21 protein-coding genes are annotated in these 19,535 nt (G+C 42.9%); 3 read left to right on the plus strand and 18 right to left on the minus strand.

Going from position 1 to position 19,535, the window contains the following annotated elements:
- Positions 1–102: 102 nt before the first annotated feature.
- From T359_RS0116490 to T359_RS0116525, 8 genes are all read right to left on the minus strand, one after another.
- Entirely contained in the window at positions 103–666 is a 564-nt protein-coding gene (locus T359_RS0116490) for a hypothetical protein (protein WP_155840157.1), read from the minus strand.
- Positions 667–714: 48 nt separating this feature from the next.
- Complete coding sequence (locus T359_RS0116495; RefSeq protein WP_026518396.1) at positions 715–1,086, minus strand: hypothetical protein; 372 nt, start codon at positions 1,084–1,086, stop codon at positions 715–717.
- 25 nt (positions 1,087–1,111) lie between these two features.
- The gene (locus T359_RS0116500) at positions 1,112–2,362 is read right to left on the minus strand and encodes an IS256 family transposase (protein WP_081795637.1); all 1,251 of its coding nucleotides are present in this window, start codon (positions 2,360–2,362) and stop codon (positions 1,112–1,114) included.
- Positions 2,363–2,809: 447 nt separating this feature from the next.
- Positions 2,810–3,154 carry a DUF6465 family protein gene (locus tag T359_RS20840; RefSeq protein ID WP_051545559.1) on the minus strand — a complete coding sequence of 115 codons (345 nt, stop codon included), beginning with the start codon at positions 3,152–3,154 and terminating at the stop codon, positions 2,810–2,812.
- 170 nt (positions 3,155–3,324) lie between these two features.
- Entirely contained in the window at positions 3,325–3,735 is a 411-nt protein-coding gene (locus T359_RS0116510; RefSeq protein WP_026518398.1) for a hypothetical protein, read from the minus strand.
- 222 nt (positions 3,736–3,957) lie between these two features.
- Positions 3,958–4,545 (minus strand): hypothetical protein, encoded by a 588-nt coding sequence (locus T359_RS0116515; RefSeq protein WP_026518399.1) that lies wholly within the window; start codon positions 4,543–4,545, stop codon positions 3,958–3,960.
- Positions 4,545–5,360 carry a helix-turn-helix domain-containing protein gene (locus T359_RS21890; protein ID WP_051545561.1) on the minus strand — a complete coding sequence of 272 codons (816 nt, stop codon included), beginning with the start codon at positions 5,358–5,360 and terminating at the stop codon, positions 4,545–4,547. Before T359_RS21890 ends, T359_RS0116515 begins: the two co-directional genes overlap by 1 nt.
- Positions 5,357–5,611, minus strand: a complete 255-nt coding sequence (locus tag T359_RS0116525) for a hypothetical protein (protein WP_026518400.1) — start codon at positions 5,609–5,611, stop codon at positions 5,357–5,359. The genes T359_RS21890 and T359_RS0116525 overlap by 4 nt, the downstream gene beginning before the upstream one ends.
- A 230-nt stretch (positions 5,612–5,841) precedes the next feature.
- Here T359_RS0116525 and T359_RS0116530 point away from each other — a divergent pair, with 230 nt between their 5' ends.
- Together T359_RS0116530 and T359_RS0116535 are read left to right on the plus strand one after the other, a co-directional pair.
- A complete protein-coding gene (locus T359_RS0116530; protein ID WP_026518401.1) occupies positions 5,842–6,084 on the plus strand; it encodes a type II toxin-antitoxin system Phd/YefM family antitoxin in 243 nt (80 codons plus the stop codon).
- Positions 6,081–6,458 carry a type II toxin-antitoxin system death-on-curing family toxin gene (locus T359_RS0116535; protein ID WP_026518402.1) on the plus strand — a complete coding sequence of 126 codons (378 nt, stop codon included), beginning with the start codon at positions 6,081–6,083 and terminating at the stop codon, positions 6,456–6,458. The genes T359_RS0116530 and T359_RS0116535 overlap by 4 nt, the downstream gene beginning before the upstream one ends.
- A 49-nt stretch (positions 6,459–6,507) precedes the next feature.
- On the opposite strand, the gene T359_RS20855 is transcribed toward T359_RS0116535, so the two are convergent.
- The gene (locus tag T359_RS20855) at positions 6,508–6,852 is read right to left on the minus strand and encodes a hypothetical protein (RefSeq protein WP_051545563.1); all 345 of its coding nucleotides are present in this window, start codon (positions 6,850–6,852) and stop codon (positions 6,508–6,510) included.
- 130 nt (positions 6,853–6,982) lie between these two features.
- Here T359_RS20855 and T359_RS0116545 point away from each other — a divergent pair, with 130 nt between their 5' ends.
- The gene (locus tag T359_RS0116545; RefSeq protein WP_026518403.1) at positions 6,983–7,261 is read left to right on the plus strand and encodes a hypothetical protein; all 279 of its coding nucleotides are present in this window, start codon (positions 6,983–6,985) and stop codon (positions 7,259–7,261) included.
- 120 nt (positions 7,262–7,381) lie between these two features.
- Here T359_RS0116545 and T359_RS0116550 read toward each other — a convergent pair whose 3' ends face one another.
- From T359_RS0116550 to T359_RS0116590, 9 genes are all read right to left on the minus strand, one after another.
- On the minus strand, positions 7,382–8,284 hold the full coding sequence (locus tag T359_RS0116550) for a glycoside hydrolase family 3 N-terminal domain-containing protein (protein WP_026518404.1): 903 nt from the start codon (positions 8,282–8,284) through the stop codon (positions 7,382–7,384).
- A gap of 22 nt (positions 8,285–8,306) precedes the next feature.
- Positions 8,307–8,426 (minus strand): 4Fe-4S binding protein, encoded by a 120-nt coding sequence (locus T359_RS22280; RefSeq protein WP_081795633.1) that lies wholly within the window; start codon positions 8,424–8,426, stop codon positions 8,307–8,309.
- A gap of 130 nt (positions 8,427–8,556) precedes the next feature.
- A complete protein-coding gene (pelA, locus tag T359_RS21895) occupies positions 8,557–11,703 on the minus strand; it encodes a pectate lyase (RefSeq protein WP_081795634.1) in 3,147 nt (1,048 codons plus the stop codon).
- A 434-nt stretch (positions 11,704–12,137) separates the two neighbouring features.
- Positions 12,138–14,270: a glycosyl hydrolase 115 family protein gene (locus tag T359_RS0116565; RefSeq protein ID WP_035784802.1), complete on the minus strand. Its 2,133-nt coding sequence runs from the start codon at positions 14,268–14,270 to the stop codon at positions 12,138–12,140.
- Between the two features lie 13 nt (positions 14,271–14,283).
- Positions 14,284–14,424, minus strand: a complete 141-nt coding sequence (locus T359_RS22595) for a hypothetical protein (protein ID WP_155840158.1) — start codon at positions 14,422–14,424, stop codon at positions 14,284–14,286.
- Between the two features lie 126 nt (positions 14,425–14,550).
- Positions 14,551–16,290, minus strand: coding sequence for an extracellular solute-binding protein (locus T359_RS0116575; protein WP_051545565.1), 1,740 nt, complete (start codon positions 16,288–16,290; stop codon positions 14,551–14,553).
- A gap of 133 nt (positions 16,291–16,423) precedes the next feature.
- Positions 16,424–17,356 (minus strand): carbohydrate ABC transporter permease, encoded by a 933-nt coding sequence (locus tag T359_RS0116580; RefSeq protein ID WP_081795635.1) that lies wholly within the window; start codon positions 17,354–17,356, stop codon positions 16,424–16,426.
- A 13-nt stretch (positions 17,357–17,369) separates the two neighbouring features.
- A complete protein-coding gene (locus T359_RS0116585) occupies positions 17,370–18,320 on the minus strand; it encodes an ABC transporter permease (protein WP_026518408.1) in 951 nt (316 codons plus the stop codon).
- A gap of 244 nt (positions 18,321–18,564) precedes the next feature.
- Positions 18,565–19,524 carry an AraC family transcriptional regulator gene (locus T359_RS0116590; protein WP_026518409.1) on the minus strand — a complete coding sequence of 320 codons (960 nt, stop codon included), beginning with the start codon at positions 19,522–19,524 and terminating at the stop codon, positions 18,565–18,567.
- Positions 19,525–19,535 lie beyond the last annotated feature (11 nt).

The following is a 19,535-nucleotide window of genomic DNA, read 5'->3' on the forward strand; positions in this document are numbered from 1 at the left end:
AGAGAGTGTCAAGTTAAGTGTGTAAGTTTTTTAATTTTATTAAAATCGGTGGTCTCGTTGATCACCGATTTTTATGTGGTAAGATTTTGCTGCAAAACTATATTAAACGATATTTTTGCCTGCCAATCGCTGCTGTTTTACAAATTTGGTTATATCTTCAATAGCTTTTTCAACTGTCAGCAAGTCACCATTAATACTTTTCTTGCCGTACTTTTTGGCAGATAAGAATAGTATATCCGGGTTATTCTCTGTTTGATAAGCTAATGCTTTTATGAAATTGTCTTCATTAGTATTGCTGAGAACTATACAGCGTTTAGGGACGCGTAAATACGCATCAAGCATTTCTGGTCTGCCTTGAAAATAACATTGACTACGTTCATTAAAAATGAAGTAATTCGCACATGGGTAATCACAGTAGTTGGGCAAAATAAAATAAGCTACATCGCTTTGAGTAATTGTTTCTAAAAGCCTGCATTCCATGTCGTAAATATAAACACAAGCTTCCCGCTCTTTGAAGCACTCATAATTACACCTGCCGCAGGCATGAATTTCAAACTCTGAAAAATCATACAACACAGACTCTGAATTCATTGATTGAATCAATTTTCCTACCTGCGCACAGTTTCCGTCATGTCTTGAACTGAATGATATTATTGTTGTTTTCATATGATGTATCCTTAATCATTTATTGGGGTATTAAGAGTAATGAGCTATTTAAAAGGGAAGACCAGCAGTAGGATTCTTAAGAAACTCATCATCAAGAATAGGGCCACTACTTTCAGAGCAGTTATCATCATCATCCCATCCATAATAATTTAGCGCGAATTTACGGGCTTCATCAGTGGACATACCCTTGGTATGAGTGCGGATGTATTCTTCATCGCGATAAACTTCAAGAAATGGGATAGGAACACCACCGTCATACCAACCGCCGGAACTGTTCTCGTAAACACTATGACCATCTTTCACCCATTCTCGAACAGCACGCTGTTCTTTCTTGGTCATGGGTGTGTGCTTGATATAATCTTTATACTGTTCTTCAAGCAATGTTCTTGTTTCTTCAGGTAGATATTTGTTAAACTTCATCGATGGTGCTCCTTAATAATCATTATCAATACTTTTCGTAACGCATAATACGTTTCTGGATGGCTTCGTCCATTGCAAGCTGGTTTCTGACAAGAGCCCAGTTGGATACCGGACGATTATTCCATTTCTTGTAGAGCTCTGTAATGCGAAGGTACAGAGCTTTTAGAACAGAATCTTCGCTAGGGAAAGATCCCTTCTTGGTTACTTTTCTGAAGCTGGAATTAACAGATTCAATGGCATTTGTAGTATACATAACCTTACGTACAGCACTGCCATAATTGAAGAGCTGTTCTACATGATTCCAGTTTCTAACCCATACATCTACAGCACCGGGATACTTGCTCCAATTCTGCTTAAAACGATCAAACTCAGCCACAGCAGCTTTCAGGCTAACTGCACCATAAACCTTTTTAAGCTGCGAGGTATATGCCTTATAATCTTTTGAAGGAATATATTTGATAGAGTTGCGGATGAGATGAACGATACAGCGCTGAACAACTACATCCTTGAAGATGGATTTTGCACCTTCTTCAAGACCTGATACACCATCCATGCTGATAAACAGTACATCTTCAACGCCTCTGGACTTGATCTCGTCAAATATCTGCATCCAGTAATGTTTGCCTTCAGCTTCGCCGATCCAGATACCTAAGATATCCTTAATTCCATTTATATCATAGCCAAGGATAACATATACGGCGCAACTTTTTGTCTCCATTTCACGGCGTATATTTACATACAAGCAATCTACAAAAAGAAATGGATAGAACTTCTTGAGTGGTCTGTTCTGCCATTCATGGGCAGTATCAATTACCTTGTCAGTTATATTTGATATCATCTCTGCGGATATCTCAAAGCCGTATATCTGCTCAATGGTATCAGCTATATCACGCTGGCTCATGCCTTTAGCATACATAGCAATTACCTTGTCTTCGATACCACTGACATCCCTTGAACGCTTAGGAATAATCTGAGGCTCAAAAGAACCATCTCTGTCTCTTGGAGACTGTATCTCTATGTCTCCCATGGTTGTCTTGAGTGTCTTATTGGTGTATCCGTTACGTCTGTTGGAGGTAGCCTTATAGCCGTGATCATTGGACTCATAACCAAGATGGTCATCCATTTCTCCTTGCAGCATAGCCTCAAACATAGGACCAAATATATCCTTTATAGCATTCTGCATGTCCTGTGCATTCTGAGGCTGGTACTGTTCAATGATAGATTGTGCAATAGCCCTGCCTACCTCATTCCTCTTGTTCTTCCTGGGTGCCATGATTTCTGTGTTCATTCCTTTCAGTCCTTTCTTCTAATGTACCGCACCCTATAACATAAATAAAGTGCGTAAGTTAATGGTTACTCAACTTACACACTTTATTTTACATAGTCAAGAAACAGGCCAAACTCCCTCTGAGTACAGGAAAAAGCATAAGTAAATCATTGTATTAATACCATCAACTGAATCGCATTGGACCAGTCCTCGTCTGTCATTTCACTACTACTCTTGTTTAAAGTTTTTGAAAAGTTCCACAGGTCACTACATATATTATAGAAAAGTTTCTGTTGGTCCATCTTTATCCTTATCTAAATCATTCAAATGCCAAAAGTACTACCTTTTAATTGTAGCAAAAATCCGCCCACAAAGTGAGCGGATCCATAGGGTAATCCAAATTATTAGTAAGAATTACTTCTTGTTTACAGCATCCTTAAAATGTGTTTTGGCGGATTAAAGGTCGTAGCTGCCCTCTACACCATCCATAACAAAGTAAACCTTATTATCTTCGGGCTTTACAAAGAGATCGATCTTCTTTACTGTTTCAGGATCACCGTTCATGTCATACTTGAGGACATTCTTTGCATTCTGTACAAGCTCGTCATATGAAAGATCCTTGCCAGCATACTGAAGAACTACATTAGCCTTAACATCTGTAGTAGCCTCAGCTTTTTTAGCAGAAGCCTTTTTGCTCTTTGCTTCTTCTGCTTTCTTTGCAACTGTTTCTACCAGCTTAGTAGCTGCGTTAGCGGCCTTGTTAGCTGTAGCCTTTGTGTTTGTCTTTTTTGCCTTTGCCATTTTCATAATCTCCTCTCACAAAAAATATTAACAATGTTGAATCCATAATAGTCCCTTTAACACGCTAATGCAAGGCGGTGACCAAAAGGAAGGCTTGTCTACAACCGCTCAAACTCTTATCTGGTTCATGATTTTACCAATGCTGTCATGAAATACCAGATCCGCCTATTCTACTCAAGAATCAATTGTGGTTTAAAATCCAGATAATCTCCAGATACAAGCGAGTACTTTACACCATTATGCATCCCTTTATAGCTATCGTTAAACCTTTCTTTCCCATGGCAGTGGGCATATATTACCTGCTCTACTCCATATGCCTCAGCCATAAGTGTGAATCTGCTTCTCTTTTCCCATAGAGATGTAGGCGGATCCTCAATAAACTTCATGTCCTTTTCGCACTCTGACAGATTTCTGCCCCAACTGTGGTCTCCAACCAGTACCAAAGTATCCTCTTCAGTAAGGAGCTTGTTGCAATTCTTCTCTATTTTTCTTTCGTGATTTCTCCATACCTTCCCAAACATATCCATCTTTTTATCCGTCTGGAAGGAAAGATGAAGGTCTCCAAGAGCATATAGTGCCATTTCTTATTCCTTATTAGTTTTGCAAAAGGCGGCACCGGATGGTACCGCCTCTGCTCCAAAGCCCTCCTTGTAGGGCTTGCTTCTCAATTATAACATCGATGCTGACGCCAGAAATGCTCTTCTTTTCGAAGTCCTGACCAACACGTTATCATCGCCATAAGGCTGGAATTCTTTTTTATTTTATCATCTGAGGAAAAAGAAATAACGTCTTGACTTTGTCGATTATGGTAAATTCAAAACCATATAAAACACTACACAGATAACTGCAGTGCCTGCAACCATCAGCGCATATGCAACCGGCCACTTGCCATTCCTGTTAAAGCCATAAAAATCTTCCCATCTTTTCTCTTCCGGAGCATATACCACATTGTATAGATAAAGAGGTGCATACAGCGCAACTGGGATAACCCCAATAAACGAGGCTAAGAAGCTAATCCCTCGTCTCTCAAACACGCACAGGGAGATAATGGCAAGTAGCGGTGTTATCAGATGCATAAACAGATCGGACCCTGATAAAAGAGGCTTATATCCATATATCCTGCCCAGAAAGATTAGCACTGTCAGCATAGTTACAGTAACTGCCGCAGTTCCCATCACCTTCAGGTAATACGCCCAGTCCTTATCTGGGAAAAGACACATGGCCAGAGCCGACACAGCACAGAGCACATTACTCTGAGTTGTAAAATATCTGAAAGCCTTCTTTCCTCTTGCAGGGCTCCACTTACCATTTTCACGGAAGAACCTGACAACAAGGATTGTGGTGATGACAATGATTATTATGTTAATGACAAGAGAAAAAACTGACCTCATCACATCAACCTCTTGTATATATCCAGCATACTTTCAATCTGGTACTTTAACAGCCATGCTGCATTATTGTACTCAGTGGTATTTTTAATGGCTTTTATCAGTGGCGGATAGTATTCTTCTGTTTCTCTGATCATCCTATATATTCTTTCTCTGCTAAGTCCCCAGGACATGGTTGTCAAATTATTACACCTATCCATACATTTAACGAGTGCTGCTTTAGGATTCTTTTCAATCTTCTGGTAATATGCACTTATTATCTCTTGACGGTTATCATCAGTAGTTTTTTCACAAGTCAGAAGCTTAATCAATTCTTTAGTTTCATCATTTACTGGAAGGTCCTCATATTTACAATTGCAATCCTCAATGACATCATGCAATAAGCAAGCAGCTATTATCTCATCTTCAATAATATCCATGGACAGCGCGTGGCATGCCAGGTTCAAAGGATGATAGATATACGGAGTCGATGACCGCTTCCTATTCTGTCCCTCATGTGCAGCAACAGCGAAGTCCATAGCCTTCAAGGTATTGGCGAGCTTGTAATTACGGGCAGATGTCTTAACATATGTTTTCATGTGCTCCCAATCATATATTGTGTCCCTTGTCTTGAAGGTGTTCCGTTTCTCTTCAGCAATAGCAGACACAGAAACATCAAATAACTCCGCCAGCTTTATCAACTTCTCAGTATCAGGCTTGTATTCATCACGCTCCCATGAAGAAACTGCTTGAAAACTAATCCCCAATGCTTCCGCAACCTGATCCTGTGTTAGCTTCCGCTCTTCCCTTAATGCTTTGATGTTATTACCTATACTCATATGACACCTCCGCTCAGAACCCTTGCCTGCTCGTAAGATATTTCCTCGATTTCATCCATAACATCCGTATTGCCTATTCCATAAGGTGACTCTGGTGGCTCTGATGGATCATAGCCCATCAGCCTATCCATAATCTCATTATTGTTGTCTTGTTCCCAAGCTCCATCCCTCAAAATGAAATACTTACCGCCATCCTTTTTCCCTAACCGTCGTCCCAAAATTAGATAATATCTCGTATCTATGTTATTCATGCCACCTTCCTCCTATGCTTATATATTAGGAAAGAAGCCACTTTTATTCTAGCGAGTACAGATTTATCTTTCAATAATAAACTCAAGGTATACTTGAGTTTAATGGGCCGGTACAAAACCACTTAATTTGGGGAATACATTATGCGATATAAAGAATGAGCGCTTGATAGTAGGTTGAATTATACCTATTATTTATATATAATTTAATCACAGAAAGAGAGGTACTTCACATGACAGTAGATACAAGTATCATGGTCTCCATTACCGAAGCCAATCGTAATTTTTCAAAAGTAGCAAAACTTGTTGAGGAGAAAGGTGCAGCGCTTATTCTCAAGAATAATACTCCCTGTTTTCTCATCACAGATATAAGAAAAACTGACGAGAACGATGAAGCATCTGACGAGGATGTTCTTGCCATTTCACAGAAGCTCATGGCACAAAACAAAGAAGCTTATGAGGTGCTGGCAAAGTGAAAAGACTTACTCAGAAACAGGTACTCATGATGCACAAGCAGCTCGTTGAACAGACCGGTGGCAGCGACAAGGTTTTGGATTATGCTCTCTTGGACTCTGCGCTGGAGAATCCATTTCAGACCTTTGATGGAAAAGAGCTGTACCCTACCATCCAGGAAAAAGCTGCCCGACTAGGCTTTGGACTTATCAAGAACCACTGCATGGAAGACGGCAACAAGAGAATCGGCGCTCATACCATGCTCGTTTTCCTGGCACTTAATGGTATTGAACTTCAATACACGCAGAAAGAACTTTATGAGATAATCCTCGACATTGCTGCAAGTATAAAAGACTATGAAGATCTTTTACAGTGGGTGATAGATCACCAGATCTAACGAACAATGGGCGGTACGTTCAAACGCTCCGCCCATACTTATGCTCTATTTAAATAAGATTATTGTAAAATTCTACCGCGCTCTTTATCTCTTCATCCGTAGGATGCCCCTTCTGAATTCCACCAACAAGCTTGAAAGGCCCAAAGCTGTCAAATCCCTTACAAAGATACTTTCCAACCTCAACACACTGCTTATCAGCCGCGATTTTGCTTATTCCCTTGAAATAGCTCTTCATCGGATTCCCACAAGTGGCCATGAAAAAGACCTTTTTCTGTGGTGGAAGGTTTACCCGGGCGAAGTTTAAAACCTGCTCAGCAAACTCTCCATAGTAAATACCGCTGGCAAAACCGATTACATCATATCCATGAAGATCCTGCTCGCGCTTCTGCGTCACATTAAAAGAGATTACAGATGGTGTAGAAATATTTGATATGGAATCATCTTTTTGATGATGATAATTGAGATGGTATGATGCAGTATACAGCCAGTGATAACAACGCATATTATGGAGGTATGAACTATGAGTGATATGGAAGACTATAAATAAAGATAGTATTGATGAATTTCTTCAATTTAAGGCAGCATTTGAAGAGGCTGAGGCCGATATAGCCCCAGAATTTGATCCAGCCGAATATGCTGCTGATGCTACTTTTTTTGCTTGGAAAGCAAAGGTTGTGTACGACAGTTTCCTAAAGCAAGGCTTTACCCAAACAGAGGCGAAAGATTTTATTGTTGCCATGCTTAAAAAGGTGACTATACAATCCTTTGAGTTACTATTATTTTTTGAAACGCTCAGGCTTTGACAAAAGAGTGCCTGGGTGTTATTATAAAAAGAAAACGCTTTAACACATTAACGCTGCACTTCGCTAAATGCAGGTTTATCGAATAGTTATGAGGTTTAGCATAATCATTCAACCTACAGGTTACTCTCCATATGCATTCCAACCGGCCTCATGCCAGCATTCTCCTGTTCCGATCTGGTCGATGGATGAATAGTAAGGCATTGGAAGAGTTCCTGTAAGGGGAACATCTCCGGAAAGTACATCTGCCACCGCATTTCCACCCTCGGATCCCGGAAGGTAACACATGATGCAGGAATCCCAGTCAGAAAGGATAAAGCCCTTGAAGCCCAGGTCTTTCTTGAGATAGTCAATATATTTGATGTTCTCGTGCATTTTGGTTCCCTGAAGGGATGAATGAGACAGCATAATAACCTGAACCCCTGTATTTATCAAGGTTTCGTATACAGAAAGCTGTGCATCTATCTCTTCCTGAGTCATGTCCGCATCGCCACGGTCTATTATTCTTTCAATTAATTCAGAGTATTCTCCGCTCCCATATTGGGTATAGCCTCCTCCGAAAAAGTGCTTAGGGCAGACCACCACACCCTCGGATAAAAGTCCTTCTGTGTAGGCCACCGAGAGCTCTTTTACAAGATCATTGTTATCGGAATAGCACTCGTAAGTCCGGCCCCATCTGGGATCCTGGGCGGCATCCACGCAGGGTGCAAAATTAAGGATCATTCCCGTGTGAACAAGGTCTGAGCCAACAACCGCGCCATACTCCTTCATAAGCTCAGGGTCATGGGCTGCTCCCATATTAATATTTTGTGGAAAAATTACAGAACCGTAAGCGAAATTTACGCCATGAACGCTGTTGATCTCTTTTGCAGTCATACCCTCATATCTGCCGGGATTTGCGGTAGTGGCTTCATCTGTTGTGTCTTGAACTTCTGTCGGCGTAGTCTGTGCTGTGTCAGATGCACCACAGGCAGTAAGCAAAAAAGCCCCCGCCAGCATAGACGCAATGATTTTACTGTTTTTCATACTTCCCCCATAATTTTATTATTTATTCAACCTCATACAGAGCCCTGAATTCCTCAAGGGCCTGTCTTATTTCTATGTGCTGCGGGCATATTCCTTCGCAGCGGCCGCATTTAATGCATTCGGAAGCTGTTCCGTGATTCATGGAAAAACGCTCATAATACAATGAGTACTGCTATTTTACAGTTTAATGATCATGTTCTGATTATACCCAATAAATAAGCGGCTTACAATCACTATGTGACTGCAAGCCGCCATGGATACTGACTTATAGATTATTCAAAGAAATATTCAAATGAGCCGTTTACGCTGCCGGTTCCGATGGCACCGAACTCGATGCTCTGACCGTTAGCAATTGTGGAATTCCATGCAACGGGAGTAATTACGTAGTAATTACCGCTGGTCTTAACATCTACATTCCAGTAAGAGCCAAGGTTTACCTGATTCTTGTTGATCTTGAGAGTCCATCCGTTTACAGTGCTTCCGGAGTTATTGGAAATTTTGAAGGAGATCTGATATCCGGATCCCCAGCTGTTAACAGAATAGTCAAGCTCAAGTCCGTCTGAAACTACAGGTGTTGGATCGGGCTCGATAACAATTGGTTCAGGATCTGGTTCAATTACCGGATCAGGCTCAACTACAGGATCGGGTTCTACAACCGGATCAGGTTCAATAACAGGATCCTGAGTAGGCTCGGAAGCAGATGTCTGCTCTGCAACCTTCTCAAACTGCCACTGCTGGTTAGGATTGCCGTTATAGGTCCACTGACAAACATTGGTGCCGTCAGCAGTCTTTTTACCTGTTACATCAAGAGCCTTGGTAGCTGATGAGCACTTGGTTCCGATGGTGTAAATTCCGCTCTGGGAAGTTGTCTTAACAATAAACTGCTGGGCATTTCCGCCGTAAGCCTGATAAATACCGATGTCTGCACCTGCTGTATCTTCGCCGTTTGCAACATCAAGCATTACATTGCCGAGCTTGTTGGTAAGAGTGATGTAGCCGTTTCCTACGTTATTTACGTACCACTTCTGTGCATCAACGCCGCTGCCTGTCTTAATTACTACACTCTTCCAGCCGTTCGCATTATCAGCGTTAACTGTGAGGTATTTCTGAGACTGAACGCCCTTAATATAGTACCAGCCATTCTCGATATAAGCTGTCGCACCTTCATTTGTAGGCTGTGAAGGCTGAGGCTGTGGCTCCGGATCAGGAGTAGGTGTAACAGTCTGACTTCCGGAATAGTTATAGTATGTAGGTGTCCAGCCGTTAAAGTATGACTGAACATTGAGGCCGTTAGCTGAATAAATTACAGTATTTCTTACTCTTCCTGAGGTATTTACACTCTTTCCGCCGGCTGTTGTGTTATATTCCTTAAACTTGGCATTTTCAGGAGCATTGCCACTCATAGATGTCCAACCTGCTGATGTGATGATGCTCTCATACTGCAATTTGGTATTAACAAATGCAACGTCTGCCTTGTCTCCCCAAGGTCTTCCGAAGTAACCTGAAGATACTTTCTTGCTGCTGTTTGCTGTAACATTGCAGTCAAGGAAAAGAGACTTGCCGTCGCTCTTCATAGCTGTGATATAACCGCCTACTGCCTTGTCTGAATATCCTGCGAATTCAAGAGTACAATTCTGGAATACTGCGATACCCTGACCAAAGATATAGTCTGTGTTACCTACAACGTGACAATTGTTGTAGTACTCGTAATTTCCTCTTGTGAAAAGAGTGTCCTGGCTGCCCAGGAATGTGCAGTTGTAGAACTCACTGTAATCGCCTTCTACTGCGATGCAGGCTGCTCTCTCGGTGGCTGTCTTGCTTGTTACGTCAACACCTTTTCTTCTCTGGAAGGTAATGGATTCGCTTCCTGAAGGTGTAACGCCGTCTGCAATCTCTTCATCTGTCACATAGCGGTTGAAAGAGTTCTCGAAGGTGATGTTCTCTGCGCGGAAATAATCTGCATTTCCCTTAAGAGCAACTGCGCTGCCCCAACGTGTAGCCTCGCCCATGGAAGATTTCTTCTTGGCATTGTTTGCATTGTAATAGCCGTCGCTTCCCATACTGTAATACTTGTAGCCGATACCGTAGTACCAGGTAAGCTTAACTTCCTGTGAAGGCTGATCGTTAATAAATGTGATGTAAGGAGTGTTTACAATAACCTGCTGACGGTATGTGCCGGGAGCGATATGGATGTAAACACGCTGCTGCTCGCTCTTGGGATTAAGCTTGGCTGCAGCATCTACAGCGGCCTGAACGGTTGAATAATTGGAAGACTTATTGCTGTAGCCTACATAAAGGTGTGATCCCTGCTGCTGAGGCTGGCTTGAACCGCTTCCACTGCCTGAATTCTCAGGAAGAAGTCCCTTTTTAATATTGTCAGCGCACCAGGTGCCGTACCATGCATAGCCTGTTCTGCGCTCCTGACTGATCTTGGTTACATCATCATAAGCCTTTCCGTCACGATCTGCGAAAAGAGGCTTATTGGTGTTGAGATTATAGAATCTTGCCCAGATAGTTGAACCATTTGATGTAGTCACAACCTTGTCTGTTTTATCCTTGTTCCAATCCCACTTTTTGTTCTCAATCTTTACCTGATCGAACCATTTAACAGCTGCGTTGTGAGCCTTGATAACAGCATTGCTCTGCTTCTCAGAAGGAAGTGAGCGAAGGAATGTTGCGATAGCAGCACTTTCTGATGAGCAGATAGAAGGAAGCTCATAAGCGCGGGCATAATCAGGTGCAAGAGTATACTCGTTATGCTGCTGGCACCATGCTGTAAGTGTGCCGTTAACTGTGATCTGAGTGTTCAGAATACACTGGATTCCCTTATCAAGAGCGTTCTCAGCCTTCTTCTGATAGCTGCTGTCAACCCAGGCAAACGCTCCGGTTTTCTGATACATTTCCTGCATGATCTTAAGAACGTTGACCATGGCATTGTCGTTGTAGGTGATATGCGCATGGTAAGTTCCTGCATCGTTGAAGACCTGTGGCCATCCTCCGTTGGAATACTGTCCGTTAAGAAGAAGGTCTATACCCTTAAGGCAGGACTTTTTGTATTTATCTGTTTTTGTTGCTGTGTAGACATTAGCCAGGAAACGAATCTGTCCCCATGTGGCATTGTTGTCGATAGTTGATTTGTTCCAGGATCCGCTGGTGGAGGTCTTCATATCCTTGCGCCAACCGCCGTCTGACAGCTGGTATTTGATAATCTCATCAGCAAGCTTGGTTGCTTCAGAGCTCTTCCACCAGGATGAGTCTTTTTTGGAATAAGTGCTCCAGCTGAAGTCATTGTCCCCCGCATAGACTACCATGCTGTCAGCAGTCTGAGGCAAAACGCCGGCTACCGGTGATACTACCAGTGCTGCCGCCAGCATCAGGCTTGAAAAAAGCTTAACTCCCCATAACAATTTCTTTCTCATATTTCTCCTTTCCTTCTCTGATGTAAATATTACTTTAGTTGTAATAAATCATAACAGAGAGGCACAGGTTTAACAATTGAATATTGTGTGAAAAACCAGGAAAATCCTAGCAAAACATCTCAGAAATACCAATCTAATATTTACTTAATAAATAGTTATGCGAACAATAATATTATATATATAAAAAACATAAAAAAATTTTTAACAAAAAAAGGGATGGCTCATTGGCCAATGTCATTAAGATAAGATGACAACAAAAAGAAACATGCTAATAAGCGATATCCATGATAAAGCTTGTTTTTAACAGTTTTAGAATAGTTCATTTAGTGCCTCCTTGAAAAAAGATTTGTCTTTAATTTCAAGGGCCGCTTTCGCTACTTCTAAATACAATTCGTAGCGAAAGCGGCCGCACTTTTTCCGTCCCCAGGGGTCATCTAATGGGACATCAAATTCCATAATTCCATATCTGTCAAATGCTCTTTGAGTCTTAGTATCAGGTGAATTCTGTCACCACCAGCACCGCTCTGGAACTTGCGCTGCCATCGGTAAAAATGTGGTCCATCGCCAAGAACTCTAAGGTATGACATGAGTCCTTCCATAAGAATTGCAGACTGGCGAATATCAGCCTCGCAGTCGTTCTTGTAGAACCCACGCCAAATCCCTGTCTCATGACCTCTCATTTTGTCATAGCCATCGTGAAAGGCCTTCGCAGAAAGACCTGCCTCATAAAAAGCAGAAAGAAAATCAGCACTTCCTGCTTCACGAGTTTCATCAGGCGTATCAAATAAGCTCTTTGTTTCATTACTATCCAAGCAGTACAGAATCGACTTGCAGGCATGCAGCGCTCCGAGATTACTGTAATATAAATATTCGATCTGCATGATCAGATTATTGTCCAAAGCTCTCACAGATGCTTTGACCATATCATCACCGGAATTTGCCAGGACAGAGTTTATCTCATCCCTGCACTTATCTAAATACTCCCTGTAGTTATCAGTGCCCTCTTCGAATTTCGCCATATAAAACTTTACCTGCGAAAGAAGCTTATCTGAAGGACATATCCAGTCAAGGGAGGTATCTGCCTTGGTATTTATGGGATCAAACCTGTCAAAATTCGATATAAATGCACTTACCAGCATTCTGCTCCCGTGATTACTAAGCTGCTCTCCCGCATGATCATCCTCATGGGGGCCATAAGATACGGCATACATCGGCCACAGCTTATAGAGTTTTTCTGCAACTTCTGCGACACTTTCCTCGTAGTACTCATTGCAAAAAGAGCTGTTATGCGAGTTTACCATTTCGACAGGATCACTTTTTTCGTTGATCCCATTCCACATTCTGGCGATAATGTCCAGATAATAAGTATGCATCTTTACATTGGAGCAGTTGATCATCCAGAAATCATCTACGTTTTTTGAGAGGACAGCTGATAGTTCTTTTACCACAAAGTCTGTGGAATTAGGAAGCATTGTCATCTGGGCTGCTGCCTGGAGGTCATAGAAGGACGCATGATAATAAATTCCATGTGCACCATTATCACCATCTAAAGGAAGAGCATATACTCTTGGATTGTGATTGTTCTGCCTTCTTGAAACCATCTTTCCAAAACCGTTATCGGCCCAGGTTTTGATCACATCTTCAGGCAATTTAAGGAAGCCATCCCTATACAGCTCCATGGTCTCACCGTACAGATTGGTACAACATATAGCCTTGGGGTCAGCCTCTTTTACCAGGTTGTACTGCTCCATGATAAGATCACTCATGAGCTTCCCCCTTGCTTCCTGGGTGTCGTAGCTCGGGTCATCAGCCCAAAACGGCCTGTCACCCTGGCCTCTAAAACCCAGATTCCATACGACTTTGCAGTCCTTCTGATTCTCGATGGCCTTCTTCCATAGGTCCCTGAACAGATCAGGATACTTGTCAAAAGAGGCATCGAGATCAGGATAGGCTCTCGCAAACATCTCTGCTCCAAGAGGCTCTGCATGGTGGTGAGTTATCCAAAGTCCATAATCCCTTGCCAGATTCTTGTACTTATGGGAATTGTGATCAGTCCCGGGAATAGTCATGTTGCCGCCACAGCGCAGCAGCGCTTCAAAAGCCATCTCCCAGGGAAAACTCTCTTTTCCCTCGGGATTCCATTCATCAAATAAAACCTCATCGTTGATAAACCATCCCCTTAGGGCAACAGCTCTTTTACCTGATTCATAGAAATAGTCATCCGGAACCTTGTAGCTTTCCCGCCCAAAAAAAGTCTGTTCATTCCAAAACCAGAAAGGCTGAACACCAAGAAACTTTCTGCTTATATGATATATTCCGTAGATAAAGCCAAGATCTCCTGATGCCTCTATCCGAAGAATATCTTTCCCTTCTTTTTTCTGCGCTCTTACATTAAAGTATTCCTCATCATTTTCGGGACAATCAGCCATATCAAGTACTATATCAAGGGCAGTTTTCCCGGTATCAAGGCAGGTGTTCAGAATATCTCTTTTAAGCGCCTCCACTGCCTTTAAAACCGGTGTGCGCTCAAATTCATAGATAACTTTTGTGTTTTTGTTGATTTCCATCACACTATCCCCTTCAGAATTTTACTACCAAAACACCATAGGGAGGAAGCTCCAGCATCCTGTCAATATCCTCTTCCCACATGGATTTATCCCAGTGCTCAGGATAGTAGCAAGTCCCCATATCTATCTTGTTTCCATTTAGTATTTTACTCATAAATATTCCTCCATCATGGTACATTTATGGTCCCCAGGGACCATTATACAAAAAAATAACCTCCGGGAATCAAATTCCCGGAGGCCTGATTTCAATCTGGTCCTATAACTCCGTCCCCATGGTTCATTACTGAAGCTTGGTTGTTGAACCTGCTTCGAACATTTCCTGTCTCTCGTCGATGATTTCCTGGTAACCTGCGTCGAGGTACTTCTGTGAAAGCTCATCGTAAAGAGCATCGAACTCATCAGGCTTGCACATTACAAGCTGATCACGGTACTCAGGATAGATTTCTTCCTTGAGTGATGTGCCATACTCTGTTACTGACTCAAGAGCGCCACCGAAGAGGCAATCTACGTTTACGCTGCCAGCCTCATAGAGTGCAAGCTGTCCCTTGTAGTTAGCAAGGATGTCCTCGTAGAAGTCCTGAGGAAGTCCCTGAGGATTGATAGCCTTGATATCAGACTCGATGTCACCGAATGTCTTGGAAGCTGTAACTACCATCCAGTAGTCAACGTTGTTGTTGTGACCCTGCTGCTCAGGAAGACCTGACTGATCACCAACTGCTACAGGATTTCCGTTCTCGTCATAGTTGAAGTTAACACCCTCGATACCCCATGTCATTGTGAAGAGGTTCTCGTCCTGAGCCATCCACTCAAGGTACATCTCACCGGCCTTAACCTCGTCAGGTGTTGCGTTGTTAGCAAAACCAACCATTGCGCCGAAGATGTTGTTAGGTCTGAATGCGTTGCTTGATCCCCATGTCTCATCCTTTACAAGCTTGCTGTCGCAAACCACTACTCCAAGCTCTGCATCAGGGTTGTTCTCATAGAAAGAGTTAAGAACATCCATTGTTGATGAAACGTAACCTGACCACTGGAATGCCTTACCGTTGATGAAGTCAGCGTTTACATCATCTGTGCTTCTGAGGTAGTACTCAGGGTTGAGGTAACCATCGTTGTAGAGCTCGTTGTTCCACTTAAGAAGTCTCTTCTGAGCCTCTGTTGAAAGAGCAGGAACCTGGTAGTCACCTGTTGTTGCCCATGTAATCTCATCCTGAGGATAATCTCTGAATGAGTAGTTCTGATCAGCGCCGGCACCTGCTACCTTTGATCCGCTCATAGGATACTGATGTCCGTTCTCAACCATCTTGCCAAGAGCCTCAAGGAGCTCTGTGTTTGTTGCAGGATATGATCCGTCATAGCCGGCTTCCTTGAGCCAGTCTTTGCGGTACCATGTTACAAATGTGTAGTTTGTGTTACCGTAAGGTCTCTTACCAAGAACGATGTAGTCATCACCGTCAAACTGTGTGTAGCCTGTAAGACCGTTCTCTTCCATGTTTTTCCAGTATGTAGGAGCGATTGTCTTGAACTGCTCGAGATCGATGGGCTGAAGGTATCCGTCTGATGCCCATGTAGCAAGCTTATCATAGTCGTACTCCATGCAAAGAGTAGGAAGTGTGTTTGTTGAAGCAAGCATAGCGTAGTCAGTCATAACGTCTGAACGTGTGATACCCACATATTCAACCTTGATGTTGTACTTGTCACCGAAGTTCTCCTGAACCCAGTTTGTCCAGTAGTTGTTCTCAACGTCAGAGCATCCGTTTCCGTTGTCTCCTCTGTCGTATACAGCTACTCTAAGAGTAACCTGATCCGCGAATGGCTGGAATCCGTCAACTCCGGGAACCACATCTGCTGCCTCTGTAGTTTCTGCTGCAGGTGCCTCAGTTGCAGTTGCCTCAGTCGCAGGAGCCTCTGTTGCAGGCTGTGCATCACCAGACGCTGTGGGAACAGGTCCGTTATTGCCGCAAGCTGCAAGCCCCATTACCATACTAGCTGCGAGCATGGCTGATAATACTTTCTTCTTCATAGTAATCCTCCTTAAATTATTAAATGTTGTAAATAATTTACTTTTTGTTCCCAAGGAAGTTCTGCTCTCGGCAGCAGAGCTGCCTCGCCAAAACACGTTCGGACTAGACTCGAAAATACCTCGTCAAGTCCTCTCAGCCCTTTACCGCTCCAATCATTGTGCCCTGTACGAAATACTTCTGAAGGAACGGATATATAATGATGATCGGTACAGTTACGAACATGATGCATGCTGCCTGCAGAACTTCAGGTGTTGCCTGTGATATTCCGCCGGTATCTGCCAGCGATGCATTCTGAGCCTCTGTGGCAGATGCAACAAGCTGATAGAGTTTGTACTGGATCATCTTGAGCTCCGAAGATCTTGTGTAGTACATGTTGTCTGCGTATGAATTCCATCTTCCCACTGCGTAAAAAAGTGACAGCGTAGCCAGAATTGGCTTTGAAAGAGGAAGTACGATTTTCCAAAGGATCTGTAAGTTTGTTGCCCCATCCAAAAATGCTGATTCCTCCAAACTGTCAGGAATTGTGCTCTGGAAGAAGTTCTTCATGATCAGCATGTTGTATGGTGAATAGATAAGTGGCAGGATCAGTACCCAGGCTGTATCCAGAATTCCAAGCTGGTAATAAAGGATGTACTGAGGGATGATACCTGCTGAGAAGTACATAGGCACCATGAGGATGAATGCCAGAACTCCTCTTCCTTTAAGTCTCTTTTTTGAAAGCGGATACGCTGCACAGGTGCAGACGATCATTCCAAGAAGAGTAAACACAAGTGTGATGATCACTGAAAATATCATTGAGTAAGTCATTGAGCTGTCTGCAAATACCTGCTTGAATGCATCGAAGGTGATGTCCTTTGGCAGGAAGTAAACTGACTGGCTCATTACTGCTGTGTTACCTGAAATTGATTTAGCTGCTACGTGTAAGAACGGAAGCACGCAGGTTGCACAGAGCAGGATGATGACAAGCATCATGATGGCATCGCTTATTCTGAATTTATTTACAGCATGCGCTCCGCCGGCGGAGAAACTCTCTTCTGCCGCATTTATTTCTTTTTTCTTAGCCACGATTAAGTTCCTCCTATAGTAGTCCGTCTTCGCCAAGCTTCTTGGCTATTCTGTCTGATAAAAGAACCAGTGCAACACCGATAACTGATTGGAAAAGGCCGACGGCAGTAGCCATACTGAACTTGTTATTTCCAATACCTTTATTGAAGATGTACACAGCCAGCTGATACTGGAACTCTTTTACCTGTGTATTTCCAAGGGATGTAAGTCTCTCAAGGTTACTTCCCATTACACGTCCAAGGTTCATGATGAGCAGTGTTACGATTGTGCTCCTGATTCCCGGAAGTGTTATATGAAGCATTCTCTGCCAGCGGTTTGCACCGTCGATCATGGCCGCCTCATACTGTTCTCCGCTGATACCGGTAATAGCTGCCAGGTAGAGGATCGTGCCCCATCCCATGGACTGCCACACTCCGATGAGCAGGTAAGTTATTGCCCAGTGCCATTTCTCATTGAGGAACGGAATTCCCTGTGTGATCATTCCCATCTTCATCATGGCGATGTTTACAAGACCGCTTGTTGGCTTGAACATTGTAAGTGCCACGCTTCCGATGATGGCCCAGGATAAGAAGTGAGGAAGGTAAAGAATTGTCTGTGAAACCTTCTTGAATCTCTTATACCTGAGTTCGTTGAGAATCAGTGCCAGGATGATCGGCATCGGGAATCCAACGAAAAGATCAAGCAAGTTAAATACTATTGAATTTCTGAGGGCTCTTGAGAAGTCCGCATCCTTAAATACCTTTCTGAAGGTATCAAAGCCGACCCATTTAGAACCCGCATAGCCTTTGGCAGGTTTGTAATCCATGAAGGCCATTCTCAGACCCGGATATGCGCCAAAGCTAAATACTACAACCAAAATAAGTGGAATGAGCAGAAGAAGGTATAACTGCCAGTCTCGTTTTAGAGAATTCTTCCAGCTTGAACCGATAGCGACTGCTCCCTTACTTTTATTTTTTGCTCCCATATCTCTCTCCCCTTTCTATGGACAATACTAAAGTAAATTATCTCTCCCATCTAATCACTTAGTCAAAAAAGCTATGCATTTTCACCCATTTATTTTTCGAGTTTATTGTTGATATGTTTATTATTTACACTTAATCGTTTTCGATTTTATACATTTTGCACAAAGGCATTTCTCCTTAGGGCACAAAATAAAAAGAGCCTCAAGGACTCTTTTTATTCATCCATTATTCACTATATATGTATATTCACTTTCTTGATTCCGTAAGCTTCTCAGCCTGTGTCCAGCCTGTATACTTCATTATTGAGGCATTGTCGATCTTGACCATTTTGCGCCTCCACTCTCCGGGCTGAGCTCCCATCTTCTCAGAGAAATGCCTGTTAAAGCTGGATACCGACCGAAATCCCACCTGCTCCGATATGGAAAGGATCGACTCCTCTGTGGTCCTAAGAAGGATGCAGGACTGAAGGATCCTCGTGGTGTTGAGGTAGTCCAAAGGGCTTGTCTGCATGATCTCGTGGAACACCCTTCTGAAGTGGGTCTGGCTCAAGTGGCACATATTCGCCAGATCTTCTATAGGGAAGTTTAACATGTAGTTTTCCCTTATATATTCAAGCGCCGGCATGACGACGATATCGTTGTCATGGGCAGCTTTCTGGGCGATGCTCTGCTTCTTTTGCCCCGCATAGACTCTCATCAGTTTCATGAAAAGAGATAACATAAGACCCTTAACTGCTATCTGATAATTCATCTCCTTGTTCACAAGCTCAGACAGTATCTGGGTTACAAGGCTGTAGATCTCCTTGTGCTCGGAGCCGTGCAGTATCATCTGAAGATTCTGAGTCATATCATAATATATCTCCCCATATGGCGAAGATGCGCCAAATATCCCTTTAAAGAGATCATCGGGATTCAGGAAAATATATGACCACAAGCTCGATTCACCCTTGGTACTGTAGGATGTATGAGCAACGTTCCTTGATATAAAGGTAACATCCCCTGCCTTAAATGGCACAGGCTCATCTGCAAACTCAATAAATCCGCTGTCCTGGTGGCATATACCTATCTCCAGGCAGTTGTGGAAATGGAGCTTGCCGGACTTGACGTCGGATATATACCATCTGTCTCCGGTCAGCACCAGTACGGGAAAGTTAATGGGAAGTTCGTAATTTCTGTATTCAATTACTGTTTTCTTGGGCTTTGACATAATCTTTTCCT

Source organism: Butyrivibrio sp. MC2021, assembly GCF_000621605.1.
Classification (GTDB): domain Bacteria; phylum Bacillota; class Clostridia; order Lachnospirales; family Lachnospiraceae; genus Butyrivibrio.

Excerpts from the sequence above, each read along its gene's own strand:
- T359_RS0116525 (WP_026518400.1), bottom strand. The coding sequence starts at position 5,611 with ATGAATAACATAGATACGAGATATTATCTAATTTTGGGACGACGGTTA.
- T359_RS20840 (WP_051545559.1), bottom strand. The coding sequence starts at position 3,154 with ATGGCAAAGGCAAAAAAGACAAACACAAAGGCTACAGCTAACAAGGCC.
- T359_RS0116510 (WP_026518398.1), bottom strand. The coding sequence starts at position 3,735 with ATGGCACTATATGCTCTTGGAGACCTTCATCTTTCCTTCCAGACGGAT.
- T359_RS0116495 (WP_026518396.1), bottom strand. The coding sequence starts at position 1,086 with ATGAAGTTTAACAAATATCTACCTGAAGAAACAAGAACATTGCTTGAA.
- pelA (WP_081795634.1), bottom strand. The coding sequence starts at position 11,703 with ATGAGAAAGAAATTGTTATGGGGAGTTAAGCTTTTTTCAAGCCTGATG.
- T359_RS0116530 (WP_026518401.1), top strand. The coding sequence starts at position 5,842 with ATGACAGTAGATACAAGTATCATGGTCTCCATTACCGAAGCCAATCGT.
- T359_RS0116590 (WP_026518409.1), bottom strand. The coding sequence starts at position 19,524 with ATGTCAAAGCCCAAGAAAACAGTAATTGAATACAGAAATTACGAACTT.
- T359_RS22280 (WP_081795633.1), bottom strand. The coding sequence starts at position 8,426 with ATGAATCACGGAACAGCTTCCGAATGCATTAAATGCGGCCGCTGCGAA.
- T359_RS0116575 (WP_051545565.1), bottom strand. The coding sequence starts at position 16,290 with ATGAAGAAGAAAGTATTATCAGCCATGCTCGCAGCTAGTATGGTAATG.
- T359_RS0116490 (WP_155840157.1), bottom strand. The coding sequence starts at position 666 with ATGAAAACAACAATAATATCATTCAGTTCAAGACATGACGGAAACTGT.
- T359_RS21890 (WP_051545561.1), bottom strand. The coding sequence starts at position 5,360 with ATGAGTATAGGTAATAACATCAAAGCATTAAGGGAAGAGCGGAAGCTA.
- T359_RS0116565 (WP_035784802.1), bottom strand. The coding sequence starts at position 14,270 with ATGGAAATCAACAAAAACACAAAAGTTATCTATGAATTTGAGCGCACA.
- T359_RS0116515 (WP_026518399.1), bottom strand. The coding sequence starts at position 4,545 with ATGAGGTCAGTTTTTTCTCTTGTCATTAACATAATAATCATTGTCATC.
- T359_RS0116550 (WP_026518404.1), bottom strand. The coding sequence starts at position 8,284 with ATGAAAAACAGTAAAATCATTGCGTCTATGCTGGCGGGGGCTTTTTTG.
- T359_RS22595 (WP_155840158.1), bottom strand. The coding sequence starts at position 14,424 with ATGAGTAAAATACTAAATGGAAACAAGATAGATATGGGGACTTGCTAC.
- T359_RS0116585 (WP_026518408.1), bottom strand. The coding sequence starts at position 18,320 with ATGGGAGCAAAAAATAAAAGTAAGGGAGCAGTCGCTATCGGTTCAAGC.